The sequence below is a fragment of the Myxosarcina sp. GI1(2024) genome (genome assembly GCF_053543375.1).
Genome location: NZ_JBKGTY010000015.1, coordinates 12576 through 31035, shown reverse-complemented (window position 1 = coordinate 31035; position 18460 = coordinate 12576). Strand labels below are relative to the sequence as shown.

16 protein-coding genes are annotated in these 18460 nt (G+C 38.1%); 14 read left to right on the top strand and 2 right to left on the bottom strand.

From position 1 onward, the window contains the following. Positions 1 to 97: 97 nt before the first annotated feature. The 3 genes from ACLFKQ_RS28565 (at position 98) to ACLFKQ_RS28555 (ending at position 2607) form a co-directional block, all read left to right on the top strand. Complete coding sequence (locus ACLFKQ_RS28565; RefSeq protein ID WP_449003019.1) at positions 98 to 886, top strand: ABC transporter permease; 789 nt, start codon at positions 98 to 100, stop codon at positions 884 to 886. A 140-nt stretch (positions 887 to 1026) separates the two neighbouring features. After that, positions 1027 to 2115: a TIGR00341 family protein gene (locus ACLFKQ_RS28560; protein WP_449003018.1), complete on the top strand. Its 1089-nt coding sequence runs from the start codon at positions 1027 to 1029 to the stop codon at positions 2113 to 2115. A gap of 15 nt (positions 2116 to 2130) precedes the next feature. After that, positions 2131 to 2607 carry a TspO/MBR family protein gene (locus ACLFKQ_RS28555; protein WP_449003017.1) on the top strand — a complete coding sequence of 159 codons (477 nt, stop codon included), beginning with the start codon at positions 2131 to 2133 and terminating at the stop codon, positions 2605 to 2607. A 45-nt stretch (positions 2608 to 2652) separates the two neighbouring features. Here ACLFKQ_RS28555 and ACLFKQ_RS28550 read toward each other — a convergent pair whose 3' ends face one another. Next, on the bottom strand, positions 2653 to 3882 hold the full coding sequence (locus ACLFKQ_RS28550) for a CCA tRNA nucleotidyltransferase (RefSeq protein ID WP_449003016.1): 1230 nt from the start codon (positions 3880 to 3882) through the stop codon (positions 2653 to 2655). 87 nt (positions 3883 to 3969) lie between these two features. On the opposite strand from ACLFKQ_RS28550, the gene ACLFKQ_RS28545 reads away from it, so the two are divergent. Together ACLFKQ_RS28545 and ACLFKQ_RS28540 are read left to right on the top strand one after the other, a co-directional pair. Beyond that, on the top strand, positions 3970 to 4218 hold the full coding sequence (locus ACLFKQ_RS28545) for a Ycf34 family protein (RefSeq protein WP_449003015.1): 249 nt from the start codon (positions 3970 to 3972) through the stop codon (positions 4216 to 4218). A 50-nt stretch (positions 4219 to 4268) separates the two neighbouring features. After that, complete coding sequence (locus ACLFKQ_RS28540) at positions 4269 to 4898, top strand: DedA family protein (RefSeq protein ID WP_449003014.1); 630 nt, start codon at positions 4269 to 4271, stop codon at positions 4896 to 4898. Between the two features lie 126 nt (positions 4899 to 5024). Here ACLFKQ_RS28540 and ACLFKQ_RS28535 read toward each other — a convergent pair whose 3' ends face one another. Further along, positions 5025 to 5915, bottom strand: a complete 891-nt coding sequence (locus ACLFKQ_RS28535) for an AEC family transporter (protein WP_449003013.1) — start codon at positions 5913 to 5915, stop codon at positions 5025 to 5027. A 159-nt stretch (positions 5916 to 6074) separates the two neighbouring features. Here ACLFKQ_RS28535 and ACLFKQ_RS28530 point away from each other — a divergent pair, with 159 nt between their 5' ends. From ACLFKQ_RS28530 to ACLFKQ_RS28490, 9 genes are all read left to right on the top strand, one after another. Continuing rightward, positions 6075 to 6767, top strand: coding sequence for a PHP domain-containing protein (locus ACLFKQ_RS28530; RefSeq protein ID WP_449003012.1), 693 nt, complete (start codon positions 6075 to 6077; stop codon positions 6765 to 6767). 625 nt (positions 6768 to 7392) lie between these two features. After that, positions 7393 to 9198 (top strand): ABC transporter ATP-binding protein, encoded by a 1806-nt coding sequence (locus tag ACLFKQ_RS28525; RefSeq protein ID WP_449003011.1) that lies wholly within the window; start codon positions 7393 to 7395, stop codon positions 9196 to 9198. Between the two features lie 125 nt (positions 9199 to 9323). Then, positions 9324 to 10166, top strand: a complete 843-nt coding sequence (locus ACLFKQ_RS28520) for a class I SAM-dependent methyltransferase (RefSeq protein WP_449003010.1) — start codon at positions 9324 to 9326, stop codon at positions 10164 to 10166. Between the two features lie 303 nt (positions 10167 to 10469). Beyond that, positions 10470 to 11465 carry a sulfotransferase gene (locus ACLFKQ_RS28515; protein ID WP_449003009.1) on the top strand — a complete coding sequence of 332 codons (996 nt, stop codon included), beginning with the start codon at positions 10470 to 10472 and terminating at the stop codon, positions 11463 to 11465. A gap of 39 nt (positions 11466 to 11504) precedes the next feature. Beyond that, on the top strand, positions 11505 to 12425 hold the full coding sequence (locus tag ACLFKQ_RS28510) for a polysaccharide pyruvyl transferase family protein (RefSeq protein WP_449003008.1): 921 nt from the start codon (positions 11505 to 11507) through the stop codon (positions 12423 to 12425). A 72-nt stretch (positions 12426 to 12497) separates the two neighbouring features. After that, positions 12498 to 13799, top strand: coding sequence for a glycosyltransferase family 4 protein (locus tag ACLFKQ_RS28505; protein ID WP_449003007.1), 1302 nt, complete (start codon positions 12498 to 12500; stop codon positions 13797 to 13799). Between the two features lie 310 nt (positions 13800 to 14109). After that, positions 14110 to 16431, top strand: a complete 2322-nt coding sequence (locus tag ACLFKQ_RS28500) for a fused MFS/spermidine synthase (protein ID WP_449003006.1) — start codon at positions 14110 to 14112, stop codon at positions 16429 to 16431. Positions 16432 to 16540: 109 nt separating this feature from the next. Further along, entirely contained in the window at positions 16541 to 18139 is a 1599-nt protein-coding gene (murJ, locus tag ACLFKQ_RS28495; protein WP_449003005.1) for a murein biosynthesis integral membrane protein MurJ, read from the top strand. 22 nt (positions 18140 to 18161) lie between these two features. Then, positions 18162 to 18416 carry a DUF6737 family protein gene (locus ACLFKQ_RS28490; RefSeq protein ID WP_449003004.1) on the top strand — a complete coding sequence of 85 codons (255 nt, stop codon included), beginning with the start codon at positions 18162 to 18164 and terminating at the stop codon, positions 18414 to 18416. Positions 18417 to 18460 lie beyond the last annotated feature (44 nt).

Here is an 18460-nt window from a genome sequence, read left to right as displayed (position 1 = left end):
GTAAAAAACCGCTCGTTCGCCAAGATCGATAAATAAATATTTGCGATTTTTTGTTGGCTATTGCCTACTTGCCGAATCATTCATTTCCAAAACTGTGATGAAATCGATTTTTAGAAAAGCCAGTACCATTTTACTCGCCCACTACGCCCATATGCTCGAATACAGAGCCGAAATATTTTTATGGGCTTTGTCTAACTCTCTACCGATCATTCTTATGGGAGTATGGGTTAAAGCATCTCAAAATGCTGATTTTGGGTTGAGTTCGGTTGACTTTATTCGTTATTTTTTTAGCGTTTTTTTAACCAGACAATTTACAAGCATCTGGGTAATTTGGGAATTCGAAAGGGAAGTGGTCGAAGGAAAACTCTCTTTTCGCTTGTTACAGCCTATCGATCCCGTATGGCATCATGTCGCCCGTCACTTAGCCGAAAAGTTGACTCGTATCCCCTTGATAATTTTGTTTGCAGGTTTGTTTTTCCTGCTCTATCCCGATGCAGCTTGGATACCGAGCACTCGACAGGGGTTGCTATACGTTCTGGCGATCGCTATTGCCTTCAGCCTGCGCTTTATCATTCAATACACCTTTGCGATGTTGGCTTTTTGGACGGAAAGAGCCAGTGCGGTGCAGCAGTTTTGGTTCTTATTTTATACTTTTCTGTCTGGAACTATCGCCCCATTAGAAGTGTTTCCCGCCACCATCAGACAAGTAGTTCAGTGGACTCCTTTTCCCTATTTAATGCATTTTCCCGCAGCTTTGCTGACGGGATTAGAAGTTAATATCGGACAGAGCATCGCCATAATTATCGGCTGGACGATAGTATTTGCGATCGCCAATCGTTGGCTCTGGCGTAGAGGTTTGAGGCAATATTCGGGAATGGGAGCCTAAAGACTTTTGCAGAGACAACGAAAGGGAAAAAAGTCAAGGATAATAATTGTTTTCTTGCCTCCTCGTCCCCCTGTCTTCAAGTTCTTTCTTGCTCCTCTGCTTGCTTATTACTATTTTCTTTCATTCATCGCCCAATCAAAATGATACTTCTCATTCAAGATCCTAGCTATTTAGAGCGACTTAAATCCCTGGTTCGCCAAAAATATCCCGTTCAAGCCAAAAAAATCGAACAATTTTGGAATACCCACAGCGGGGATTGGCATTGGTTATCAGAAAAACCCATTCCTATCGCCAGTCTCAATCGCGATTTGTGGCGCGCTTCCGTACCTTCTCTGAGTTTTCATTTTCTCTTGGGTATGTCGGGCATTATCGCCACTTTTGGTTTGTTGGGCGATAGCGTTGCCATTATTATTGGAGCGATGATTATTGCACCTTTAATCGGACCGATTGTCGGCATCGCCTATTCCATCACAATTGCTAACCGTCGCTTGCTCAGACGTTCGGTTTTGACTCTGTTTACAGGTGTCAGTCTGACCATCGCAATTTCTTGGTTGACCGCACTCATCGTCAATTTAAAAACTGTTGGACCCGAAATTTTAGCCCGTTCTAACCCCACTCTCATCGATTTGGGAATTGCTTTAGCCGCCGGAGCCGCAGGAGCTTTTGCCAACTCCCGCAGACGCATTGCCGATGCTCTACCTGGTGTGGCGATCGCCGTCGCTCTCGTACCGCCGCTAAGCGTCATCGGCATTGGTTTGGCTTTAGGGGAAAAATCTCTCACTCTCGGTTCGTTAGTATTATTCTTAACTAACTTGACGGGAATTGTATTTAGCGGCGTAATTATTTTTTTATGTCAGTCCTACGGTAGTATCGAGCGAGCCAAGCACGGTTTAATATTTGCAGTAGGAATTTTAGTATTACTGGGCTTACCTCTGACTTTGTCTTTAAGAACTTTAATTATTCAAAAAAATGTCCGTTATACAGTTAATGAAATAGTCCGCGAGCGATCGCCAATTTTTGCTCGCTCTGACATTCGCTCGATCGCCGTTAAACCCCAAGAGGATTATTTACTAGTAGAGATGGAAATAGCAGCTCCTGCCAATTCTATCTCACGCGACCGCCTCGAACGAGCGAGAAATTTGTTGGCTAGCGAACTAAATCGACCCGTAGAATTGAGAGTCAAAATCATTCCCATCGATATCTTAGAAATTCCTCCACGACCACTATAGATTTAATTCTCCAATATGATTCCATCCTGGCTAATCATCGGCGCAGCTACCTTAATCGTCGCTTTTGGTTTCAATCGCACCCTCAATTCCAAAGATCTCCGTTGGTTTAAACGCCTGACTCGTCCCAGTTGGCTGACATTTGAATGGGCAATTCCAATTATTTGGACGGTAGTTTTTATTTGCGGTGCTTGGTCGGCATATATTGTCTGGGAAGCTAACCCCGGCACTACTGGCACTTGGTTGTTGATGGGGTTTTATTTATTAGTTGAAATTGCGATCGCTCTCTACACTCCAGTAATGTGCAAAACTCGCAGTCTCAAAATTGGCACGATTATTGGCGGTACTGGTTTTATCTTGGGCTGTTTTTTGGCTCTGACGGTTTTACCGATTAGTTCTACCGCAGTCTGGTTACTTCTGCCCTACTTATTATGGAGTCCCGTCGGTACATTTGTAACTTGGCAAATGATGCAACTCAACCCGATGGAAGTTTGACGAAAATTCGATGATGACTGAAAACTCAAAAATCTAAACCACAAATTAATCTCGATCGACGAGGTTGGCAGCAAACTGTAAGGCTTCTTGAGGCGTTGCAATTTTTTCTTCTAGATAAGCAATGTAAATTTCTGTGAGCAGCTTACCAACGAGCGGAGAAGGTTTAAGATTCAAGTTGGCAATTAGCTCGTTACCGGTAACTAGGGGTTGGGGATAGACTACGCGATCGTCAAGGTCGAGATAGCGTTGAATTAAAGGTGTGGTAATTTCTCGACTGACTCCTGTGGCGATCGCTCTAGTTATCAAAATGGGAAAAATATCTCGAACCTGTTGAAAAAAGAAATACTGTTCCCTCAAACTCATTAGAGATTTGGCTGTTTGTAATTGGGGTAAGTGCTTAACTGTCGCCACGATCGCTTTGATCTCAGCACGAGAATATTTTAAATCGCTCAATTCGGCTTCGGCTGTCTCTGGAGAGGAGGAAACTAAAGTAGCAATTTTGGCTGAATTTTGCCAGTTAGGACAGCGTTTGCCAAAACCCTCCCAGGTGGAAGTTAAATAATTTGCCGCCTTTTCTACTGCCGTTAGCTGCTGAATCTTGTCGGCATCGACTGTCGGAAAATAAAGTTCTAGTAACCCATCTTGCCACAAAGCTGCCAGCCACTTATTGCCTAGATCGCTGTCAATGAGATATTCAAATTCTGTTCGCACTCTTTCAGCCGCAACTTGGGGTAGCCACGATGCTAGGGAAACGAGCGTTTTTCTGGTTTTAGCTTCAATGGTAAAATCTAGCTGTGCTGCTTGGCGATAAGCTCTTAATATCCTTAAAGGATCGTCTTGCAGGTTGGTTGGTGAAATCATGGCGATTTTACCCCGTTCGAGAGCTTCTACTCCACCAAAAGGATCGATTAATTGTTGAGAGCGAAAGTTATAGGCGATCGCATTAATTGTAAAATCTCTTCGTTGTAAATCGTCGGTTAAACTGTCTCCTTCTTGTAAAGCAAAATCTAGGGTTCCGGTAGGAAAAACTACTCTAGCAATCTGTCTGGCTTCATCTAGGACGACAAATCCACCCCGATAACGACGAGCAATTTCTCGCGCCGTTTCTATTGGTTTGGCTGGTAAAACTAAGTCTAAATCGAAACTAGCTTTAGTACGCTTAAGCAATCCATCCCTTACCGCACCACCAACTAAATAGGCGGTATGGGGTAACGAACTCAAATCGAAAGGAAGGGCGATCGCTGAAAAATACTCGCGAAGCGTGGGGAAAATCATATAATAATTATTTCAACAAATACTCAAACATAACTTAAGTTTGAGCTAGTTTAATAAGTAAGGTAAGAGCTAATTTGGAATCAGGTTATGTGTATTTGTGTAAATTGCTACTTCGTAGACCAATGTCAAACTTATAACGCAGTAGAAACTCAACATCAACAGCCCCATCTCACCGAAACCCCAAGTTTTGAACCTGTAGAACCGACAATTAATGTCAATATTCGCACTAATTCAGATACTATTGAAATGGAATGGGACGTTGTCGGCTGCGCTAGTTTCCGCCAAGAAGTAGGCAAATGGGCTAAACTACGTCCAGGCGAACCAATTCCCACTTAGGTTGAGGAATGGCGTTTGCTAAACCCTCTAGTCCCCACGTTCGTAGCTAAATGTCCATCGAGTTACTCAGTTTAGATAATGCTTTAGAAATTGCCCGTCAATATGGTTACTGGGCAGTATTTTTAGGAATAGCGGTCGAAAATACAGGTATTCCCATCCCAGGAGAAACCGTCACCATAGTAGGTGGTTTTTTGGCGGGAAGCGGTAAATTGAGCTATTGGTGGGTGTTGGCTAGCGCGATCGGTGGTGCAGTTTTAGGAGACAATTTTGGTTACTGGATCGGTAGATGGGGTGGCTGGACTCTACTGGTTAAAATTGGCGGTTTCTTCAGAATTCAGGAGCAGCAGTTAGAGTCTGTCAGGGAACGCTACAGTAAAAATGCCCCCCAAGCCGTTTTTTTCGGTCGTTTTGTAACCTTGCTCAGAATTTTTGCCGGTCCTTTAGCAGGAATTACTGAGATGCCCTACAGACAGTTTTTACTCTGTAATTTTGGTGGTGCGACAATCTGGGCTGTTACTATCGTTAGCTTATCTTTTTTTCTGGGCAAGATAATTTCCTTAGAGCAGATCGTTAGTTGGATTTCTCGGTTTGGAGTTTTGGCTTTAATTTTAGTGATTTTATTTCTCTTAGCTCCGACTCTTTGGGAATACGGACAGACCAAGATGTTATCTAAAGATTAAAATGTCTCTACATATTAGCTTATAGGTTCAACTGACAAATTAAGATTAGAAGCTTTTCTTAACTTGCTGCGATTTCTTCACCCTATTACCTTCTTCTCCCCCATCCTTTCTGCTTTTCAGAGTTTCTCAGCCCAACAGTAACCATAAAACTAAAGGCAAAGTAGCAAAACTAATTACGGTCGAGCCAACAATTGCTCTGGCGATAAAGTTCACATCTCCTCCAAACTCGCTGACTATAACTAGAGAATTAACGGCGGTAGGCATAGCACTTTGCAAGACTAATACCTGTAAACTTAATTCTTCCATTTGTAAAACCCTGCCGACTCCATAAGCGGTTAGAGGTGCGATTAATAAACGGATGGCGATTGCCAAAGTTTCTCGCTTACCCAACTCAAAACGGGTAGTGGACAGCTGCATTCCCAGCAAAATTAGGGCTACGGGTATAGCTGCCGCTCCTAATTTTTGGATCCCCGTATCCAGTTCGAAAGGAAATTGTACGGCAAACAATCGTAAAATCAAACCGATTAGAATCGACCAGATCAGTGGTAGCTTCACAGTTAATTTGATACCATACCAAATTCCTTTGCCTTGCAAAATAGCAGGACCGAAACAAAACAATAAAATGCTAGAAGCAATCAGACAGACGACCGCTCTTTCCAATCCCGCCGTACCCAAAGCAAATGTCACTACTGGTAATCCCATATTACCGTTGTTGGCAAAAACTGTTGCCGCAATTAAAGCTTTATTCGAGGCTGTAGATAACTGCGCGATTTTACCTAGCAACCACATTCCCAGATAAATTAATAATGAAGTTAGAGTAAAACCTATCAGTAATTTTTGGGAATTTTGTAGCGATAAAGTCGTTCGATATAAACTATCAATTACTAAGGCTGGGGATAAAACAAATAAAATTAACTGAGAAATAGTTTGTCGCTGTAGTGGTAGAGTACGTCCCACGATAAAGCCTACTAAAATGATCGAAGCGACTGGCAAAACCGCAGGTAGCAAGGTAGTCATATAAATTATTAACTGTTACCGAACAATAACTTTCCGCAGTATTAATTTATCTTAAAAGCCAATTAAAGGTAGCTGTTTGACGATCGCGATCGCCGTCATTGGGTATTTTATTTTGTTATGTTGTTAATAACAATTACAATGATAAATAAATGTGTATGTATGACTACAATATCCTTAGTAAATGACACGATACCGGAAACTTGTATTCTAAAAAAAGCTTGGCAAACAATTCACGAAAATAGTTGTCCTTATACGTACAATTTTCATCTACACACCGTATTTTCAGACGGCAGATTGACTCCTGAGCTATTAATGCAGCAAGCGGTAAAAGTTGGACTAAAAGGTTTGGCGATAACCGATCACCATTCAGTTGATGGCTATTTGGCAGTGCGACGCAATTTGGACAAATTACGCCAGCAAAATAACGGTAAAACTTTACCTCATGTTTGGAGTGGAGTTGAAATAACTGCCAAGCTTCTGAGACAAGAAGTACATATTCTCGGTTACGGATTTGCGATTGATTCTCCCTTTCTTCAACCTTATTTACAAGGTTATGCTCCAAGAGGTGAGCGAGCAGAAGCTGCGAGGGTAATTAACGGCATTCGGCAAGCAGGAGGGTTGGCAGTTTTGGCACATCCAGCTCGCTATCGTCTTCCTCCTCAGAAATTAATCCCTGCCGCCGCTAAATTGGGTATAGCGGGAGTAGAAACCTACTATGCTTACAATAATCCCAAACCCTGGCAACCTAGCTCGGCACAGACTGCAACAGTCAAACACTTAGCGGTTAAATATAATCTTTATAGCACCTGTGGCACTGATACTCACGGCTTGAGTTTATTGCAGCGTATCTAAACTGTTCTTTACTTTCGAGAATCTTTATTAGCATAGTTGAGCGGTCGAGGTTAATCTAGTTGTATAGCGACCGCCATACTATCTTCAAAGCTTTACCAATAGCTCAAAAATAAATAATTTCATTTAGAAAGGTCAAAATAATTAAGAAAAAGACCAAAAAATCTAATATCGGTCTTATAACAGCGTCGATCGTCTCAAAAACCGCATGACTGTTCTCTACAAGATATTTTAGTGTTCGACAAATTGCTGAAGACTATTGTTACTAGTCTCGATTGAGTTGCATCTAAAACATTTAATTATTTTATGTTGCGATTTTACCTGGCGACATTTACCATGATTTTTCAGTAACGCCATCCCTTCAGCTCAATCGATGTATCCCTCGGCTCGAGAAAACTAGATAACTGGACAATATACTTAAAATTGTATTTACCAAGATTTTCTAAGGAATATTGTATGATTCTTATTTTAGTAATGTCAATATCAAGAATTTAATAGTCGTCTATGTTACCTCATATTATTTTGATTGACACGAGCGATCGCTATCTTATACTACTCTTAGGGAAGATACTCACAGATGAGTTTATATACCAGAGTATGTTTGGTTAATTGTAAAGATAAATAAAAGATGCTTACCTATTTGTCGAAAATTCTATACGTTCTTTCTAGTTCGAAAATTAAGCTTATATTCTTATTGCTGTGCTTTACAGTTTCTTCTATTTTAGAAGCTATTAGTATTGGTTTACTCAATCCATTTATTAGCTTCGCTTCCGATCCCAACTTTGATGATTTACCATTATTTTTATCTAACACTGCGATTGAACTTAACATAGATACTAGTAACGAACTATTGTTGTTTTTTGGTTTAGTAATAATCGCATTTTTTTGCATTAAGTCGATATTATATTTTTTGGCTCGATCGTATATTATTTATTTCAGCCTCAAGCAAACAAGGAAGCTGATGTCTAGACTAATGACAGCTTATTTAACAGTTCCTTATGAATTTCATTTAGGTCGAAATTCTGCCAATCTAATCAAAAATCTTATTCTCGAATGCACTCATTTTTATCACTTTTGCATTTTGCCTTTTCTCAATCTCGTTGCTAATTTTGTAGTCATCTGTTTCCTTTTACTATTACTAGCTCAAACAAACTCAATTTTATTGGCAATAATTTTAGGAATTTTTCTACCTATTTTTATTTTATTTCAGCTACTAGGAAAAAAATTTCAACAATGGGGTCAGATAGCATCTCAATCGAGCGGAGAGATAGTTCGTGCGATCAATCATGGATTGGGAGGATTAAAAGAAACGCGAGTTATTGGCTGTGAAGCATATTTTCAAGAACAAATGGAATGGCAAGCTTATAGAAATACCAGAGTAGCAACTTTATTTCAAAGCTCTCAAATACTACCCCGCGTTCTAATCGAAACAATCGCGATCGTATTTTCAGTATTATTCATATCTCTGTCCCAAATTTTATTAAGGCAAAATATACAAGATTTTACTGGAGTACTCGGTGTTTTTGCAGTTGCTTCTATACGCTTACTGCCAGCATCTAGTCAATGTATACAGTCACTAAATCAGATGCGCAAAGGTTCTCACACTCTCAATCTGCTTTATCTAGACCTTAGAGAAATTGAGAAAGAAAAAATAGACGACTATTTACATCCTCTAGCTAACTTAAGAAATACAAAAACACCCTTTAAGAAGATAACGAGTCAAGCAGTTGCTTTTAAAGCTCGCGTGGAACTTAATAAAGTGTCTTATCAATATCCTGGAGCCTCGGGCAAGGCGATCGATAATATAACTTTGAGCATTAAAAAAGGCGAATCCATTGCTCTAATTGGTAAATCTGGTGCGGGTAAGACTACATTAGTAGATATTATTTTAGGTCTTTTAGAACCAGCTAGTGGGGATATACTAGTTGATGATGTATCGATATATAACGATCTTCGTTCCTGGCAGAATTTGGTCGGCTATATACCTCAGTCAATTTTTCTGCTAGATGACACGATCGAAAAAAATATTGCTTTTGGTGTTTCACATAGTTCGATTAACTCAGAAAGATTAAATAAAGCGATTGAGGCGGCTCAGTTACGAGAACTAGTCGACGAGCTACCTAGTGGTATTCACACAGAGGTAGGCGAAAGAGGAGTACGCTTATCTGGAGGTCAACGCCAACGAGTAGGAATTGCTCGTGCGCTGTACCATGAGCGAGAAATTTTGGTTCTCGATGAGGCTACTGCTGCATTGGACAATGAAACTGAAAAACTCGTAAGTGAAGCAATTAAATCTTTGGCTAGAACGAAAACTTTAATTATTATTGCTCATCGTCTTTCTACAGTCGAGCATTGCGATCGCGTTTATGCATTAGAGAAAGGTCGTATAGTTCGAGCAGGTAGTTATCAAGAAGTAGTTTTAAGATCATTTTAAATATTATTTAGTGTGAATTAAAAAGATTATTATGAATGAAAAAGAGTAGGCAAAGCGAAATTAATAATATACAATTACTTACAATAAATTAGTTATGTAAATAAATTAGTTATGTAGTTATGAGCATGAATAGCAAAGTACACAATAAAATCACTGTTGATTTTTTAAATGAAAATCCAAGACTAGAATTTATTGAACTTATTAACCAAGCTATACATGAGATAGAAAATCTAAAGATAAATGATTCAGCGGGATGGATTAGATCTTACATCTCCAAGATGAAAAATAGTCCAACTTATCCTTTAGACATTTCTTTAGTAAACAAATATTTGCCTCAACATGCTTCTATCTGCGAATACGGAGCTGCTCCTTTCGTTTTGACAAAAGCTTTAAGTTTAAGAGGATTTGATATCACTGGTATAGATTTAGCACCAGAACGATTTAAGTATTTAGATAAATTAAAGATAAATATAGTTAAGTGTAATGTAGATAATGAACCATTGCCTTTGCAAGACAACTACTTTGATGCAGTAATTTTCAATGAGTTATTTGAGCATTTAAGAGGAAATTTGGTATTTACAATGCAAGAAGTATATCGAATATTGAAACCTGGAGGTATTTTATTTTTATCTACTCCTAATCTAAAATCTTTAGTTGGCGTTATAAATTTTTTTTTACGAAATAAGAGTTATTCTTGTGCAAGTGACTTATTTCATGAGTGGAATAAAATAAATACTATTGGTCATATGGGTCATGTTCGAGAATACACTGCTATTGAAGTATCCGAATTCTTGTCTAAATCAGGATTTTCAATCGATTGTATTATTTACAGAGGCTCTTATAAAAATATGAGTAAAAAGTTAAAACTTTTAAGTATTCCATTCTATGTCTTACCAAATTTAAAGTCATGGTTGAAATCTAATTTTACTGTTGTTGCATTTAGGCCATCTAAAAACTACGACTACTGAGGTGTAAATAAATAACTTAAATCAATAGTTAGTATGGTTAATATACAGATGGACGAAAATTCACAGAAACCAGAGATGTTCATCAATAATTCTAATTAACATTATAGCTTTTATATATTAAAAATTATCGACCAAAAACTACATCAAGAGTTAATTTAAATGATTTTAATTAATTTGGGAGTTTCCAAACCTTAATTCATATCAAGTGTATTTCATGAAAACCACAATGCTAACAAATACTAAGTTACAAAGAATAATTTAAATGTTTCAACCAAGAGATAAAGTTTTATTTATTTTAAATTTATGGAAAATAGAAGCTCAAAAATATATATTCACATAGGGTATGCAAAAGCTGCTAGCACTACCCTTCAAAAGCATCTATTTGATAAACATCCAGAAATTAATAATCTTGGAATATACCCGACTAATAATCTTGGAAAAGATAGTAGCGAAATAAATTATAAATGTGCATATTTTGAAAATGAAAGTCTAAGAAAATTTTACCATAATCTTGTTATGACAGATGGAATTGAATATCGTCGTAGTAACAATATTCAATTATACAAAGAATCAATTAAGCCACTGTTTAAACTTGAAACTATTAATTTATTTAGTAACGAAAGATTTACATCGGTTGCTTTTTCTCATAGTGATATAAAAAACAAAGCTGATAGATTAAAAGAAATATTTCCTGATGCAAAAATTATAATAATTTTAAGAAATCAGTCAAATATAATTATATCCAAATATAGAGAATGGCCCTTCGATCCGCGTTGCGTAATGATTGGCAAACCCGTGTCTCTTGATAATTGGATTAAAATTGCTCTCGAAGATAATCATACTAAATATCTTAGTAATTTAAAATATTATGAAATTGTAGAGCTCTATTCTGAGATGTTTGGCAAAAGTAATGTAGGTTTATTTCTTTTTGAAGATCTAGTTTACAAGCCTGAATATTTTGCTCATAAATTTTCACAGTTTCTAGGTATAGAATTAAAATACACACAATTGGCTTTCAGGAATAAACATGAAAATTCGTCCTTGTCTTACAGATATAATATATATAGGATGCTCTGCAGAAAAAAACTATTGCCTAACTTGAATTCAAACAAGCTAGATAAAATTATGCCAGATTATTTTAAACAAATTATCTTGGATTTTTTAAGGAGTGGGAAAAGAAAAGAATATAAAATTAGTCCGTTTATGCAAATTAAAATAAATAATTATTTTGGGAAATCTAATAGCAAGTTGCAAGATAAATATAAATTAAATTTAAGCGATTATAATTATCCAGTTTAACAAACTGTTAAATATCTAAGTTTTAAGAAAAATAAACATATGAAAATTGAGCAATATTTGAAATCATTTTCTGGTGAACCGATATATTACTGTCCTAATCCAGGTAACTCAGGCGATTCTTTAATTGCTCATGCAACTTTTCAAATTTTCAAAAAAAATAATATAAATTATCAAATTATAAATTTTAACGAGTTCAAGCCAAAAAATAAAATACTATTTTATGCTGGTGGAGGCAACTTAGTTAATAATTATTATGGACATGCAAGGAACATAATTGAGGCATTTCATTCTCATGTAAAAAAATTGGTAATATTACCACACACTATTAATACTCATGAAGATTTGCTTCAAGAATTAGGTAATAATGTAGAAATTATTTGTAGAGAACAAATTTCCTATAATCATGTAAAAAGGTTGGCAACAAAAGCTAATATAATGCTAATGGATGATTTGGCGTTTAGTTTAGACGTAAAAGATACTTTTGCTCAAAAGCCAGTTTCATTATTAAACAGTTTAGGTATCAAAATGGTTTCTAAGTTAAAAAAAGATGAGCGGCTAGAATATAGTGTTCCTTCACCAGTTGTTATGTTAGAAGATTATCTTACTAGGTTACAAAAGTCTATTGAAAGAGTATTTACCAGTGGTGAAAAAAAGATTTTAAACTGTTTTAGAACAGATGGAGAAAGAACCGATCTCAAAATCCCTAAAAATAATGTAGATCTGTCACTAAAATTTAAATATGGAACAAAAAATGAGCAACTTGCCTTTAATTCATCATACCGATTACTTAATATAATTAATCAATACGATAAGATAAAAACTAATAGACTGCATTTAGCTATTGCCGGAGCACTACTCGGAAAACCTGTTGAATTTTACTCTAATAATTATTATAAGTGTAAAGCAGTATATCTATATTCCATGAAAGATAAATTTACTAATGTCCAGTGGATGGAATGAATTGTAAAACTAGATAAATTAAAAAATGTTAAACAAATGTGCAAATAATATATTTTAATATATATTTTTTTGATGTTACATAAAATTAAAGTAGGATTTTATCTACAAAATCAAGGATGTAGTGATGTAGATCTGAGGTATCCAGAAAGAGGAAATCCTGGGGTTGGTGGTACTCAGTTTACCACAATTGCCACAGCATATTATCTAGACAAATACTATGGAGATCGCGTAGAGCCCATATTACTTGCTAATAGTCTAGAGTTATTGCCTCCTTCTTTGAAAACTTATCATGTAGAAGGCGATCTCGATGCCGTCGCAAAAAGTGAAACTTTAGAATGTGACATTTTGGTCTTTAGGTCACAAATAGGAAATCATCCAATATACGATCGCCTAGAAAAATCTAAACTTAAGGCAATAGCCCGTTCCAATAATACACCTGATTGTCGGGGATTAGAGCGAATAGCAAACTGTCCTCAAATAAAAGCTCATGTTTGTGTAGGTCACGAACAGCTAGATCTACTACGGGATCATCAAATTTTTGCCAAATCAATCCGTATTTTTGACCTATTTAGTTTTGAAAATTTTGTTCCCAAGCAGGAAATTATTAAAGAGGGCAATAAGGTTGTGTTTCTGGGAAACATTATTCCACCAAAAGGATTTCATCATCTCGCTAGAGTTTGGCCTTCTATTACTAAAAAAAGTCCTGATGCCAAGCTCATTGTAATCGGAAGCGGACAGCTTTATGACCGTGTCAGTAAACTAGGAAAATGGGGAATTGCCGAAGAAAATTATGAGAAACAATATATCCGTCCCTTTTTGTCTGACAAAAACGGCAAGATAATGAAGTCCGTCTATTTTGCTGGTTTGTTAGGCACAGAAAAAATTGAAATTTTGCAAAATGCTGATGTTGGAGTTATCAATCCTTCTGGTTTTACCGAGGTCTGTCCCGCAAGTGCTTTAGAAATTCAAGCTTGCGGTACGCCAGTAGTTTCTGGTGCCAAGTGGGGACTACTCGATACCGTACTTCACAAGCAAACGGGACTATTAGGAAACAATGACAGGGAGCTAAGGCAAAATATTTTGTATCTTTTGAATAATCCTACCGTAGCTAGAGAGCTTGGTGCGAATGGAATTGATTTTGTCAAAAATAATTTTTCTCCTCAACTAATTACTAAACAGTGGTTGGAGCTGTTTGTGGATATTTGTAACGATAAACCTCCACAGCCTCAATCAATGAAACCCAACTATTATTACAATGCCAAGTTTGTCAGAGAAAATATGCGCAAGCTCAAGTATTGGGTACCACTGCTACGAAAACTTCCTGCCGTCGTCGAAGTTAAATCACTAATTTTAAAAGCCATCGGTCGAATTTAACTAAAATTGGTAGTGCTCGAGATGTAATGATTAAGAGTGTAGAAATTTTTGCCATTGTGATCGACTCATGCCGACTTGTCCCAATTGTACTTCTTCTCAAACTGTCAAAAACGGGCTCATTTCTGGGGTATCTTGCCAAAATGCTCTTCTATCGATTCTTTCAGGGACTCTTTCCTCATGGGAATAAATATCTTATTGTCCCATTCTTCCCTCTATCCGTTTGATGCGATTACCCTGAAGTAGAAAAATAAAAAACTACAGGTTTCAAATTAGACGCGATATATATTCCCTATTTGACCCTACATGTAGTATGTCTACTTTTAAATTTGCTTCTGTAACTTCAGATCGCGCCTCAAAAATACTTCCATTTTTATTCTTGCTATTTTTTATCTCTGGTTTTAATGCCCTGCTATATCAAGTTGCTTGGCAGCGAATGTTGGGCTTGTTTTCTGGTTCTGATGTACGTTCAGCGACAATCATTATCACTTCCTATTTGTTGGGCTTGGGAGTAGGAAATACCATAGGGGGGATAATTGGCGATCGCCTCAATAATCCTCAACGGGTGAGAACATATGGCTGTTGTAATTTGGGAATTGCCAGTTTCGCAATTTTGAGTCGGTTTTTATTTTACGATTTATTGTTTCTCAAGTTTAATTATCTGGCAGACTCTTTACCCCTAACTCTAGCGATTGTTTTTTTTTGCTTGCTAATTCCCACAACTTTAATGGGAATTTCTTTACCTCTCTTGTCTCGGGTAGTCAGCAACAGTATCGCTCAAGCTGCTTCTCGGATCGGTTGGCTGTATGGGTTTAATACTCTAGGTTCTGGTTTGGGTACCTTGGTTTCTGGCTGGTATCTTGTCGGTACTTTAGGTTATGCGGGTACGGTTTATTTGGGTGCGGTTGCTAGTGCTTTAGTGGGGATATCTGCGTTAATCTTATCTTTTCAGTTTACCTCTCGAGGTAGAAAAACTGGAAATGCTGTCAATAATGAAATTACTGCGTCTTCTATCGGCGAAGAAACCTCACTTCAAAAATTGCCTTCTCCAACCACTTCGCCTGCAGAATGGTATTGCTTAGTATTTTTATCGGGTTTTGGAGCTATCTGCCTCGAAATAATTTGGTTTCGGGTATTAGATATTGCGCTTCAGTCTAATGCTTATACTTACGCTCACCTGCTGGCTTTTGTGTTAGTTAGCAATGCCTTGGGTAGTATATTGGGGGCAAAGGCAGTTAAATATATTCGTCAGCCTAGGCAGGTATTCTTACTAATTCAGGGAATGGTTGCTGCCTATAGCGCGATCGCCATCTGGGGAATTAGTATCTATTGGCAATGGCATCCAGAGTTGCGCTCGGATATTGGCTATATTAATCCTAATAACATTGACACTGCAGTATGGTTTAAATATTTAGTAGTGCCTACGGTAATGATGGTCATCCCTAATTTACTTCTAGGCTTTTACTTTCCCATCGTGCAAAAAGCCGTCCAAACGCAGCGCGATCGCATTGGCAAAAGAGTTGGTTTTTTAATGCTATTTAATATTTTGGGCAATACCACGGGAGGTTTACTAACTGGCTTAGTATTACTAGATAAATTAGGAACTTCGGGTTCTTTGAGATTGCTTGCCTTGCTCGGCTTGGGCTTGATTTTTGCGATTCGTCCTAACTGGCAGCCATTTAAATTTACCACTGTTTTGGGAAGTATTTTAGCAGTTATCATTATCTTTTTTCCCAATAATAATCGCCTTTGGGCTGCCTTACACGGAATTAAACCCGATACTTACTTCATTCATGCCGAAGATTCTACCAGCGTCGCTGCGATCGCTGAAACCGAGGAAAACAAAAAAGGCATACTACTAGCTAGCGGTCAAATTCAGGCGAATTTTCCCTATTTACACCTTCACGGCTTACTAGGTAGCGTACCCGCCTTATTGCATCCTGAGCCTACTGAAGTAATGATAATCGGCTTGGGTTCGGGCGGTACACCCCATACGATTGGCGTTAACCCAGATACCGAATACATACGCATTGTAGAACTTCTAGGGGCAGAATTACCGGTATTAAAAGAATACTCACAAACCCCCGTAGGCAAGCCTCTTCGTTACTTGTTTTCCGATCCACGTTATGAAATCATCATCGGTGATGGGCGCAGAGAATTAACCCTGGCAGAGCGACAATTCGATATCATCGAAGCCGATGCCATCCAACCCTGGCGATCGCGAGCGGGAATGCTTTATTCTGCTGAATTTTTTCAACAAGTGCGATCGCATCTCAAAGCTGGAGGCTTTTTTGTCGAGTGGGATGTGGGTGCGGGAACCCTACAAACCATGCGTAGTGTCTTCCCTTACGTTACCAGAGTCGGTATGAGTGGAAATCTCTGGATTTTAATTGGCAGCGATCGTTCCGTGGAGTTCGATAAAAATAGTTTGTTGGCTGAGTTCGATCGCCCTAGAGTTATAGATTTTCTTAGCAAAGCAGGGTTCAATCTTTCGGCTATGCGCCGCGATATCAAAAACGCGAAAGTCGCAATGTTTTCTCATCTCAAAGACGGACAACCCCAACCGCTCAATAGCGATCTCTTTCCACGAGGAGAATATTATCTCAATCGTTCTCAAACTAGGAACCAAAATTAAAATAATGCCTATAACGGCGATCGCGTATGTTTTTTGGACGCTCACGTAGCACTACAAATTTCCGAGCTATACCCTTATGATATAGTATGCCATTTGCCTACTCTATATCGTGACTGCTAACAAAAAATCTTCTCCTTCTCTAGCTGGTATTGCCAGCATTGTCGCCCTTGCCACCTTAGTTAGTAAAGTTTTCGGCTTAGTCAGAGAACAAACGATCGCTGCCGCCTTTGGCGTAGGGGATGTCATCAATGCCTACGCCTACGCTTATGTTATTCCCGGCTTTTTATTAATTTTGCTAGGAGGGATCAACGGACCATTTCACAGTGCTTTGGTTAGTGCCTTAGCTAAAAGAAACAAAAGTGAAGCGGCACCGATAGTAGAAACTGTAACTACATTAGTTACTTTAAGTCTGTTTGTAGTAACTCTAATTACCATCGCTTTTGCAGGAACTTTTATCGACCTGCTTGGACCAGATTTAGCGCCAGAGGTTAGAGAACTTGCCGTGCTTCAGCTTCAAATTATGGCACCAGTCGCCATGCTAGCAGGATTAATCGGTATTGGCTTTGGTACGCTCAATGCTGCTGATAGTTATTTGCTGCCTAGCATTAGTCCTCTATTTTCTAGCGTTACCGTTATCGTTAGCGTTGCTTTTCTGCTCTGGCGGGTAGGAGAAAGACTCAATACTCCTCAGTATCTCGAGTTAGGAGCAATTTTCTTGGCGGGTGCCACCCTAGCAGGAGCTATTTTACAATGGCTGGCGCAATTAATTACTACCTGGCGATCGGGTATGGGTGGATTACGTCTGCGGTTTGACTGGGGTATTTCTGGGGTCAAAGACGTACTAAAGGTAATGTTACCCGCTACTATGTCTTCGGGAATGTTGCAAATTAACGTCTACACCGATTTATATTTTGCCTCGGGAATAGCTGGTGCTGCCGCTGCCATGCGCTTTGCCAATTTTATCGCCTTGACTCCTTTGGGAATTATTTCTAACGTAATTTTAGTGCCTTTTCTACCAGTATTTTCTCGTTTGGCAGCACCAGAAAACTGGCAGGAATTAAAGGTAAGAATTCGTCAGGGTTTATTTTTAAGTGCCTTGACGATGTTACCTTTTACGGCAATTTTTGTCTCTTTGGCTTTACCAATTGTTAAGTTAGTTTATCAGCGAGCACAATTTGATGCCGATGCAGCTCGCTTTGTCGCTCCTCTACTGGCGGTGTACGGTTTGGGAATGTTTTTCTATTTAGGCAGAGACGTTTTAGTTAGGGTGTTTTATGCTTTGGGAGATGGTGAAACCCCGTTTCGGATCAGCATAATTAATATCTTTTTAAATGTCGTTTTCGATTATTTTTTAGTTAAAGCTTTTGCCGCACCTGGTTTGGTTCTGGCTACTATTGGGGTAAACCTGACTTCAACGATAATTTTTGTCTGGATCCTACATTGCCGTTTAGATGGTTTGCCCCTGCTAGACTGGAGTAAGAATTTGATTGCCCTACTTATTGCTAGCGCGATCTCCGGTTTGTCTAGCTGGCTAGTCTCTCAGGGTTTCGAGCGAACTATTGGTAGCGATAATTTATTATTATTATTTTTAGAGTTGGGCATCGCCACATTAGTAGCAATCGGAATTTTTGTTGCGATCGCCATGCAGTTAAAATTACCAGAGTTGACGATGTTGGTAACTAGAATCAAACAAAAAATCGGTAGATAAGTAAATATAGAATAAATTAGTTATGGCGATCGATTCAAATACTAAATCTTCTACTTCTAGCGTTTGGAACTATAAACCTTGGTGGTGCCAACCTTGGAGTATAATTTTAACTGGAATAAGTATAATAGGCGGCAGTTGGTTGTTATTTAATATTATTTGGATTAGCGTCTTAATCTCAATTCCTATTGTTGTTTGGTGGATATATTTTTTGATTTTCTATCCTCAGATGATGAAAAAATATTTAACTTCTCAGTCATCTGAATTTAAAGCAAATTAGTTAAAAATTCATTAAGGTTTTAATTAAGGTTTTATGGGTATAAT